Origin of the sequence: Curtobacterium sp. MWU13-2055, assembly GCF_023242305.1 — a bacterium.
Taxonomy (GTDB): Bacteria; Actinomycetota; Actinomycetes; order Actinomycetales; family Microbacteriaceae; genus Curtobacterium.
The window spans coordinates 42725-52481 of record NZ_JALLIO010000014.1 but is presented as its reverse complement, the minus strand read 5'-3'; the positions used below and the strand labels follow the sequence as shown (position 1 = coordinate 52481).

Annotated in this window: 9 protein-coding genes; 1 reads left to right on the top strand and 8 read right to left on the bottom strand. The window is 70.7% G+C overall.

Annotated features, from left to right (window positions below; all coding sequences use genetic code 11):
• Positions 1-123: 123 nt before the first annotated feature.
• Complete coding sequence (locus M4960_RS19100) at positions 124-282, bottom strand: DUF4175 domain-containing protein (protein WP_139199230.1); 159 nt, start codon at positions 280-282, stop codon at positions 124-126.
• A 59-nt stretch (positions 283-341) separates the two neighbouring features.
• A complete protein-coding gene (gene ftsY / locus M4960_RS19095; protein ID WP_111086057.1) occupies positions 342-1211 on the bottom strand; it encodes a signal recognition particle-docking protein FtsY in 870 nt (289 codons plus the stop codon).
• A gap of 217 nt (positions 1212-1428) precedes the next feature.
• Between ftsY and M4960_RS19090 the strand changes: the two genes are divergently transcribed.
• On the top strand, positions 1429-2457 hold the full coding sequence (locus tag M4960_RS19090) for a TerC family protein (protein ID WP_111086101.1): 1029 nt from the start codon (positions 1429-1431) through the stop codon (positions 2455-2457).
• 215 nt (positions 2458-2672) lie between these two features.
• On the opposite strand, the gene M4960_RS19085 is transcribed toward M4960_RS19090, so the two are convergent.
• From M4960_RS19085 to coaD, 6 genes are all read right to left on the bottom strand, one after another.
• A complete protein-coding gene (locus tag M4960_RS19085; protein WP_248705125.1) occupies positions 2673-6512 on the bottom strand; it encodes an AAA family ATPase in 3840 nt (1279 codons plus the stop codon).
• Positions 6513-6580: 68 nt separating this feature from the next.
• The gene (gene mutM, locus M4960_RS19080) at positions 6581-7552 is read right to left on the bottom strand and encodes a bifunctional DNA-formamidopyrimidine glycosylase/DNA-(apurinic or apyrimidinic site) lyase (RefSeq protein ID WP_133937158.1); all 972 of its coding nucleotides are present in this window, start codon (positions 7550-7552) and stop codon (positions 6581-6583) included.
• A gap of 4 nt (positions 7553-7556) precedes the next feature.
• Positions 7557-8282 (bottom strand): ribonuclease III, encoded by a 726-nt coding sequence (rnc, locus tag M4960_RS19075; protein ID WP_228506018.1) that lies wholly within the window; start codon positions 8280-8282, stop codon positions 7557-7559.
• 13 nt (positions 8283-8295) lie between these two features.
• A complete protein-coding gene (gene rpmF, locus M4960_RS19070) occupies positions 8296-8499 on the bottom strand; it encodes a 50S ribosomal protein L32 (protein ID WP_017888273.1) in 204 nt (67 codons plus the stop codon).
• Between the two features lie 55 nt (positions 8500-8554).
• Entirely contained in the window at positions 8555-9136 is a 582-nt protein-coding gene (locus M4960_RS19065) for a DUF177 domain-containing protein (RefSeq protein WP_111086054.1), read from the bottom strand.
• 130 nt (positions 9137-9266) lie between these two features.
• Positions 9267-9752, bottom strand: coding sequence for a pantetheine-phosphate adenylyltransferase (gene coaD / locus M4960_RS19060; RefSeq protein ID WP_111086053.1), 486 nt, complete (start codon positions 9750-9752; stop codon positions 9267-9269).
• Positions 9753-9757: the final 5 nt, after the last annotated feature.

Here is a 9757-nt window from a genome sequence, read left to right as displayed (position 1 = left end):
CGGCAAGGCGGCAGTCTGTCGCTTTGGCGGCACTGGTCGCGACCACGGACAGACGGGAGGCACGGTGCCAGCTGGCACCGTGCCTCCCGTCCGTTCATCCGCCCGTTCAGGGCGTCCGGTGCGCTATGCGCGCCCGCGGATGCTCCTGAGGAGCCAGCCGATGACGGCCAGGATGATGAGGACGATCCCGACCCACAGCAGGAACTTCAGCGCACCGACGAAGATGCCGCTGAAGAGCAGGACGAGGCCGACGATGATCGCGATGATCAGGAGTGCTGGCATTGAGGGGCTCCTTCCGGTGTACCTGGACGATCCCTGTACTGCGGAGACAGTACCCGGAATCAGCCGACGAGGTTCTGCACGAACACGTGCGGGGTGAAACCGGTCAGGTCGTTGATGCCCTCGCCCTGCCCGATGAGCTTGATCGGGATACCCGTCTTCTCCTGCACGCTGAGGACGAACCCGGCCTTCGCGGAGCCGTCGAGCTTGGTGATGACGAGGCCCGTGACCCCGGCGCCCTCGATGAACGCCTGCGCCTGGGCCAGGCCGTTCTGCCCGGTCGTGGCGTCGAGGACGAGCAGCACCTCGCTGATCTCGGTCTGCTTCTCGACGACGCGCTTGATCTTCGTGAGCTCGTCCATCAGGCCCGCCTTCGTGTGCAGGCGGCCGGCGGTGTCGATGACCACGATCTCGGTGTTGTCGCGGATCGCCTTCTCGACGGTCTGGTACGCCACCGAGGCGGGGTCCTGCCCGGGCTGCGATGGGCGGACGACGTCGACGCCAGCGCGCTCGGCCCAGGTCGCGACCTGCTCGACCGCGGCAGCACGGAAGGTGTCGGCCGCACCGACGAGGACCGTGCGGTCGTAGGTCTTCAGGAACTTGGCGAACTTGCCGATCGTCGTGGTCTTGCCGACGCCGTTCACGCCGACGACGAGCACGACGGCGGGCCGCGCGCTGAGCTTGAGCGTGGTGTCGAGCTTCGACAGCCGTTCCTCGAGCACCTCGCGCAGCATGCGCTGCAGGTCGGCCGGGTCGGTCGTGCCGTAGCGGTCGACGCGCGCGTGCAGGTCCTCGATGATCGCCTCGGAGATGTCCGGACCGAAGTCGGCGCCGATCAGCGCGGTCTCGAGGTCCTCCCACGTGGTCTCGTCGATCGTCTTGCGCTGGAAGAGGCCGCGCAGCCGTGAGGACAGTGACCAGGAACTCGCCATGCTCCCAGCTTAGAGCGCGGCGCATGTCCGCTGTGCCCGGTATGCTCGGTCTCACGAAGGGGAGTATTCCCTCTCGGTGACCCCGTCAGTACGGCCCGGAACGATCCGGACCCGGGGCGCCGGTCGTGCAGCACCGGTTCCGGTGCGACACGGCGGAAGAGACCTTCAGGCCTCGGCGTACCCGCACATCAGCGGCGCGCCCTACCTGAAGGAAACCGTGGACGTCCCACTCTTCGTCTGGCTCCTCACCATCGCAGGCATCCTCGCCCTGCTGGTGTTCGACTTCTACTCGCACGTGCGTACTCCGCACGTGCCGCACATCCGCGAATCCGCGTTCTGGTCCGTGTTCTACATCGGACTCGCGATCCTGTTCGGCTTCGGCATCCTGGTCTTCGGCGGCGGACAGGCCGGCGGGGAGTACTTCGCCGGGTGGCTCACCGAGAAGGCGCTGTCGGTCGACAACCTGTTCGTCTTCCTCATCATCATGACGAGCTTCGCCGTGCCGAAGGAGTTCCAGCAGAAGGTCCTGCTCGTCGGCGTCGCGATCGCCCTCGTCGCCCGAGGCATCTTCATCGCCCTCGGCGTCACGATCATCGAGAACTTCTCGTGGGTGTTCTACCTGTTCGGTGCGCTGCTGTTCTGGCTCGCGTGGTCGCAGGCCCGCAGCGGCAACGACCACGGCGGCGACGAGGGCGACTCCCGCCTGATCCGCATCCTGAAGCGCATCATCCCGACGTCGGACCACTACGACGGCGACCGCCTGACCACCAAGGTCGACGGCAAGCGCCTGTTCACCCCGATGCTGCTCGTCATGGTCGCGATCGGTCTGACCGACGTGCTGTTCGCGCTCGACTCGATCCCCGCGATCTTCGGGCTGACCCAGGACGCCTTCATCGTGTTCACCGCGAACGCGTTCTCGCTGCTCGGCCTGCGGCAGCTGTACTTCCTGATCGCCGGACTGCTCGAGCGCCTGATCTACCTCGGCCAGGGCCTCGCGGTCATCCTCGGCTTCATCGGTGTGAAGCTCGTCTTCCACGCCATGCACGTCAACGAGCTGCCGTTCATCAACGGTGGCGAGCACATCGAGTGGGCGCCGGAGATCCCGATCTGGTTCTCGCTGGGCTTCATCCTGCTGACCATCGCGGTCGCGACGACCGCCTCGCTGGTCGTCTCGAAGAAGCGCCAGGAGCGCGGGCTCACCCCGACGGGCGAGCCGAAGGAGTCGGTCGCGGCCGACGCGGAGTAAGCGTCACGCCCTGGACGGGCGGCAACACGGACGGGAGGCACGGTGCCAGCTGGCACCGTGCCTCCCGTCTGTCCGTGGTCGCGGCCAGAGCCGCGAAAGCGACAGATCTCGTCGCGGGCCCACGATCCTCTCCGCGAAAGCGACAGATTGCCGCGAACTGTTGGCGGAGATCTGTCGCTTTCGCGGCGCGCGACCGCAGCCAGCCAGCCAGCCAGCTACGCGACCGCGTCGGCGGGCTCGCGCTTCTGCACCCGCTGCCCGACGACGGCGGACACGCCGTCCTGCCGCATCGACACCCCGTACAGGGCGTCGGCGATCTCCATCGTGCGCTTCTGGTGCGTGATGACGATGAGCTGCGAGGACTCGCGGAGCCGCTCGAACACCGTCAGCAGGCGACCGAGGTTGGCGTCGTCGAGGGCGGCCTCGACCTCGTCCATGATGTAGAACGGCGACGGCCGCGCGGTGAAGATCGCGACGAGCAGCGCCACTGCGGCCAGGGACCGCTCGCCACCGGACAGCAGCGTCAGGCGGTCGATCTTCTTGCCGGCGGGCTTCACCTGCACGTCGATCCCGGTGCCGAGCAGGTCGGTCGGGTCGGTGAGGTTGATCGAGCCGGAGCCGCCCGGGAACAGGATCGGGAAGATGACGTCGAAGGCGTCCTTCGTGTCGTTGAACGCGGACTCGAAGATCGTCTGCATCTTCGTGTCGAGCTCGTCGATGATCGTCATCAGGTCGGTGCGGGTCTTCTGCAGGTCCTCGAGCTGCTCGGCGAGGAACGCGTGCCGCTGCTCCAGCGCCTGGAACTCCTCGAGCGCGAGCGGGTTCACCTTGCCGAGCCGGCCGAGGTCGCGTTCGGCGGCCTGCAGGCGGCGTTCCTGCTCGGCGCGGACGTACGGCACGGTCTCGACGTCGTCGGGGTCGACCTCGTCGGTGACGTCGAACTCGGGCAGGGCGGGGCCGCCGGGCAGGGTCGATTCGGCGTCGACGAGCGCCACCGAGTCGTCACCGGGGCTGGTGTCGAGGTCCGCCGTGCCGTCGTCGGGGGCGATGTCGGTGTCGGCATCGTCGACCGGCACCGTGTCGCTGTCGACCGGCACCGTGTCGCCGTCCGCCGGCACCGTGTCGCCGTCCGCCGGCTCGTCGAGGCCCGCCGCGGCAGCCGCCGCGCGCTCGGCGTCGCGGTGCTTCCGCGCGAGCACCCGCGGGTCCACCAGCACGTCGACCGGCACCGGCACGGTCGGCCCGTACTCGGTGACGAGCACGGCTTCGGTCAACCCGAGGTCGCTCAGCGCCCGGTCGAGCACGCCCGACACGTGCAGTTTCTTCTCGTAGATCTCCATCTCGAGCGAGTGCACGCCGTCGGTGATGGTCTGCAGCCGGTCGCGGAGCTCGCGCTCCTCGTTCCGGATCGCCTGCAGTTCGGTGTTGCGCTTCGACCGTTCGGACTCCTCGGTCGCGAGCTGCACGCGTGCCTCGGCCAACGACCGGTCGACGGCGCCCAGCACGGCCGGCAGGTCGGCGAGGACGGCTTCGGCGGTCTCGATCTGCCCGCGGCGGATCACCGCACGACGCGCTGCCTCCTCCGCCGCCGCGCGCTCGGCCTCGAGCTGCCGTTCGAGCTGGTCGGCGCGGTGCCGTTCGGCGCGGACACGCTCGCGCACGGTCTGCACCTGGATGCGCTGCTCGACCTCGGCGGCGCGTGCGGCCTCGAGTGCGTCCTGCAGGCCCGGACGCTCGGAGGCGTCGACGACGGGCCGCTCCTGCTCGGTGAACGCGCGAAGCGCCGCCTCGGCCTCTGCCAGAGCGGCGTCGACGACCTCGACGGCGCCGTCGGTCTCGGCGAGGGCGGCACGCAGGCGCTCGACCTCGGCCGCTGCGTTCTCGGCCTTCGCCCGCGTCGAGGCGCTGGCCCGGTCGTACTCGGCCGTCGCCTTCGCGTGCGCGCGGGATGCAGCGTCGGCTTCGTCCGCACGGCGGCGTGCGTCCTCGACGGCGGTGCGTGCTGCCTGGAGGCCCGTGGCTGCGTCCTCGGCGTCCGCCCTGATGGCGTCGCGTCGCGTCACGGCGTCGTCGCGCTCCGCGACAAGCTCGATCCGCGAGGTCACGCGCTCCCCGCCGCCGGTGACGCGGACGGCGCGCACGAGGTCACCGGACCGGGTGACGACCGTCGCGTGCGGGGCGGCGGCGAGCACGGCCTCCAGGTCGAGCGTGTCCGCGTTCGCGCCTTGGCCGTCGGCAGTCTCCGCGATCAGGGTGTTCCGCAGGATCGCGGCGATCGCCGGCGGGCCCTGCACGAGATCGAGGGCACGGCGGACGCCGGCCGGCAACGTGTCCGGCAGGTCCGTGGGGACGACCTCGGCGTCCGCGACGACGACGTCGATGCGACCGATGTCCGCGGAGCGGGCGTGGTCGACGGCGTCGAGCGCGACCGCGCGGTCATCAGCGAGGACGGCATCCGCGAGCCCGTCGAGCGCGACGGCGACGGCGCCCTCGAACCCGGGCGTCACCGTGAGCGCGTCGGCCAGGCGGCCGACGATGCCCGCACGTCCGGCGTCGATGAGCGCCTGCGAACCGTCGCGGACGTCGATCGACATGCCGAGCGCCGCGACCCGCGCGTCGAGGGCGTCCCGCTCGCGCTCGAGGGCGTGCAGCCGGTCGCGCTGCTCGTCGCGGGTGGCCTGGGCGGTCTCCAGCTGCGCACGAGCCGCCTGGAGCGTGGCGGCGAGGGCCTCGTCGTCGACGCCCTCGGACGGATCGGCACCGAGTTCGCTGAGGGCCGCGGTCGCACGCGCGGCGCGTTCGCCCGCCTCGGCGAGGGCCCGCTGGCGACGCTCACGGTCCGCCATCGTGGACCCGCGCTTCGACCGGGCCACGTCGACGGCGTTCGCGAGCCGCTGCGCCTCGAGGTCGTGCTGCGAGACGCGGGCGGCCTGCGCGGCGATGCGTTCGTCGAGGGCGTCGAGCGCGTCACGGGCGGCCTGCACCGCACGGGCGGTCTCGGCGGAGCCGCCCTGCATCTCGTCGGCGCGGGCGGCGAGCCGATCGGCCTCGGCACGGACACCGGCCACCCGCTCCGGGGTGATCGAGGGGCCCTGCTGCGGGGCGTCGGCCTGCTGCGCCAGGAACATCAGCCGCTGGTTCGCCAGGCTGGACAGCCCGCGCAGGCGCTCCTGCACGCTCTCCAGGCGGTGCACCACGGTCCGGGCGCGATCGACGTCGTCGCCGACCATGCTCTGCTCGACGTGCTGCTGGCGGACCCGGGTCTGGTCGAGTCGCTCGGTCAGGACGATGCGCTCGGACTTGCGGCCCGCCTCGACCTCCTGGTGGTCGTGCAGTTCGCGGCGCAGCCGGACGACGTCGTCGGCGAGGATACGGGCCTTGGCGTCCCGCGCGACGGCGGCGACGGACTGGGCCTTGCGCGCGACCTCGGCCTGGCGGCCGAGCGGCTTCAGCTGGCGCCGGATCTCGCCCGCCAGGTCGGACAGGCGGGTCAGGTTCGTCTGCATCGCGTCGAGCTTGCGGAGGGTCTTCTCCTTGCGGCGGCGGTGCTTCAGGATGCCGGCGGCTTCCTCGATGAAGCCGCGGCGGTCCTCCGGCGTGGCGTGCAGGACCTTGTCGAGCTGCCCCTGCCCGACGATGACGTGCATCTCGCGGCCGAGCCCGGTGTCGCTCAGGAGTTCCTGCACGTCGAGCAGCCGGCAGTTCTCGCCGTTGATGGCGTACTCGCTGCCGCCGTTGCGGAACAGCGTGCGCGCGATCGTCACCTCGGAGTAGTCGATCGGCAGCAGCCCGTCGGTGTTGTCGATCGTCAGCAGCACCTGGGCACGGCCGAGCGGCCCGCGGGTCGAGGTGCCCGCGAAGATGACGTCCTCCATCTTGCCGCCGCGCAGGGTCTTCGCCCCCTGCTCCCCCATCACCCAGGCCAGGGCGTCGACGACGTTGGACTTGCCCGAGCCGTTCGGGCCGACGATGCACGTGACGCCCGGCTCGAACGCGAACGTCGTCGGCTGCGCGAAGGACTTGAACCCCTTGATGGTCAGGCTCTTCAAGTACATGCGGTCTCCGGGTGTGCTCGCGCGTGCTGCGGCGGGGCCGCTGCTGGGCTGTGCTGCTGGGCGCCAGGCTAACGCGTGCGGGCGCGGGGACGCGGTTGGCACACGGGACAGATGTGGCTCGACCGGTTCATGAATGCCTCGCGCACGATCGTCGTGCCGCAGCGGGGGCAGGGCTTCCCCTGCTGTCCGTACACGTTCAGCCGCTGCGAGAAGTACCCGGACTGCCCGTTGACGTTGACGTACTGGGCGTCGAAGCTCGTCCCGCCGTCCTCGAGCGCACGCCGGAGGACACTGCGCACCTCGTGCAGCAGGCGTGCGAGGTCGGCACGGGTCAGCCGCTCGGCCGGTCGGTCGTAGTGCAGCTTCGCAGCCCAGAGGGACTCGTCGGCGTAGATGTTCCCGATGCCGCTCACGACGCCCTGGTCGAGCAGGATCCGCTTGATGCCGCTCGAACGCTTCCGGGCGATGGCGGTGAAGCGGTCGTCGTCGAACGCGGGGTCGAGCGGGTCGCGGGCGATGTGCGACACCTGCTGCGGCACGCTCCGGCGCCACACGGCGTCGGGGTCCGATGCGTCGACGTGCCCGGCGAACCCGGCGGGCGCGCCGTCCACCGTCGGCACCATCGCGTCGATCGCCATCGAGCCGAAGGTGCGCTGGTCGACGAACTCGAGCTCGACCGCGGGTTCGGCGGTGCCGTCGCGGTCGGTGCCGGCGGGTTGCACGTCGATGAGGATGCGGCGGTGCTTCGCCGCCGGTCGACCGCGGCCGAGCAGGATCTGGCCGCTCATGCCGAGGTGGGCGACGAGCGCTTCGGGCCGGTCGCCCTCGTGCTCGGGCTGCAACGGCATCCAGAGGAACTTGCCCCGACGGACCGCTGCGGCGATGGTGCGACCGGTCAGGCGGTCGGCGAAGTCCTCGGCCGGGCCGTCGTGCCGGGTGAGCGCTCGCTCGTCCACGACGTCGACGTGCAGCACCCGAGCGCCGCTGACCGCGGGTTCGAGGCCGGCGCGGACGACCTCGACCTCGGGGAGTTCGGGCACGCGGTCAGGCCGCTCGGCCGGACAGCCGGGTCCAGGCGTCGAGCGCCGCGGACATCTCGGCGGCCTTCTTGCTCGAGCCGGTGCCGACGGCGATGTCCTCGCCCTGCAGGACGACGGTCGCGCTGAAGGTCTTGTCGTGGTCCGGGCCGGTCTCGGTGACGCGGTAGGCCGGGTTGCCGAGCGACAGGCTCGCCGCGAGCTCCTGCAGGCTCGTCTTCGGGTCCATCGCGGCGCCGAAGCGGTCAGGGTCGATCATCAGCGGTTCGACCAGGCGGAGCACCAGGTCGGTCGCCGGGTCGGGGCCCGCGGACAGGTAGGTGGCACCGATGACGGCCTCGACGGTGTCGGCGAGGATCGACGACTTGTCGCGGCCGCCGGTCTGTTCCTCGCCCTTGCCGAGGCGCAGGTACTGGCCGAGCCCGATCATGCGGGCGATCTCGGCCAGCGCGACCGTCGACACCAGGCTGGCGCGGCGCTTCGCGAGGTCACCCTCGTCGAGGTCGGGGAAGGACCGGTAGAGCTTCACGGTCACGGCCTGGCCGAGGATCGAGTCGCCGAGGAACTCGAGGCGCTCGTTGTGCTTGATGCCCCCGTGCTCGTAGGCGTAGGAGCGGTGTGTCAGGGCGAGCTGGAGCAGCTCGAGGTCGATGTCGACCCCGAGCTGGCCCTGCAGACGAACGACGTCCGGCCCCACGGGGCGGGACCCCGTGGCGCCGGACGTCGTCGTCATGCGTTCGGTCCGATCAGACGTCGGCGACCTTGCGGCCCTTGTACTCCATGTACAGGGGGGTGCCGGCCGAGTCCTCGACGACCTTCGCGCGGTGCGGGAGGCTGTAGGTGACCTGACCGTTCTCGATCGTCTTGACGAGCTGGATCGGCGTGGCCTTCCACTGCGAACGACGGGCGTGCGTGTTCGCACGGGACTGCTTGCGCTTGGGAACGGCCATGGTGAATCTCTTTCGGTTGGTCGGTGGTCGGTACGGGGGCTGGCGGTGTCGGGGCCTACTCGGCCTCGGCCCGCTCCTCGCCCTCGGTGGTCTTCGTGTCGGTGGTGTCGCCGTGGGCGGCACGCTCGGCTGCTTCGAGCTGGATGCCGGTCAGGGCTGCCCAGCGCGGGTCCAGGGTCTCGTGAACGGGCTGCTCATCGAGGTCGGCCAGTCGCTCGCCCGTCACCGGGTCGAGGCCTGGGCAGTCCGGTCGGCAGACCGGCTGGAACGGCAGCGCCAGCACCACCGCATCTCGAACGACCTGTTCGCAGTCCACGTGGTCATCGCGAACGAAGAAGTCGAAATCCTCCGAGGCATCATACGCGAACAGCTCGGCGAAATCGACCTCGACGGGTTCGCTGATGTCGATGAGGCAGCGCGAGCACTCCCCCGTCGCGTCGGCCGAGGCGTGACCGGACACGAGGACACCCTCGTGCAGGCCCTCGAGCCGCAGGTCGATGCGCAGCGGAGCACCTTCGCGCACCGCGATCACACCGGCTCCCAGCGCGTCCGGCACCACGATGTCGAGCGAGTGCTCGCGCATCTCGCCCGGACGGTGCGCCAGGTCGCGCACGCGCAGGGCGTAGGGGCTGTTCACGTGGGAAGACACGATCGTCAACCCTAGCGTGAACGCAGCCGAGAGTCGAGGCAGGCGGGGGTGTGTCCGCGCGTCGGCCGGCCGTGCCTCCGGCTCGGCGCGCGGCTCGGCGTGCGGCTCGGCGTGCGGCTCAGCGTGCGGCGAGGGCTGCCGCCACGGCCTTCGGCACGTAGGGGGTGACGTCGCCGCCGAGCGTCGACACCTGGCGGATGAGCGAGCTCGACACGTGGGAGCGCGAGGCGTCGGGCAGCAGGAACACGGTCTCGACGTCGGCGAGGTGCCGGTTCATGATCGCCATCGGGGTCTCGTACGCGACGTCCTCGCCCGACCGCACGCCCTTGACGAGCACCTTCGCCCCGACCTGCCGGCAGTAGTCGACGAGGAGCCCGGAGGTCCACTCCCCGACCCGGACCGTTCCCGGCGTGCCGACCTCGGCCAGGGACTCCTCGATGAGCCGGACGCGGTCGACCGCCTCGAACATCGCGGGCTTCTTGTCCGGGTTGTGCACCACGAGCACGTGCACCTCGTCGAACAGCCCGGCAGCTCGACCGATGACGTCGAGGTGCCCGAGCGTGACGGGGTCGAAGGAACCGGGGACCACCGCGATCTGCGCCATGGCAG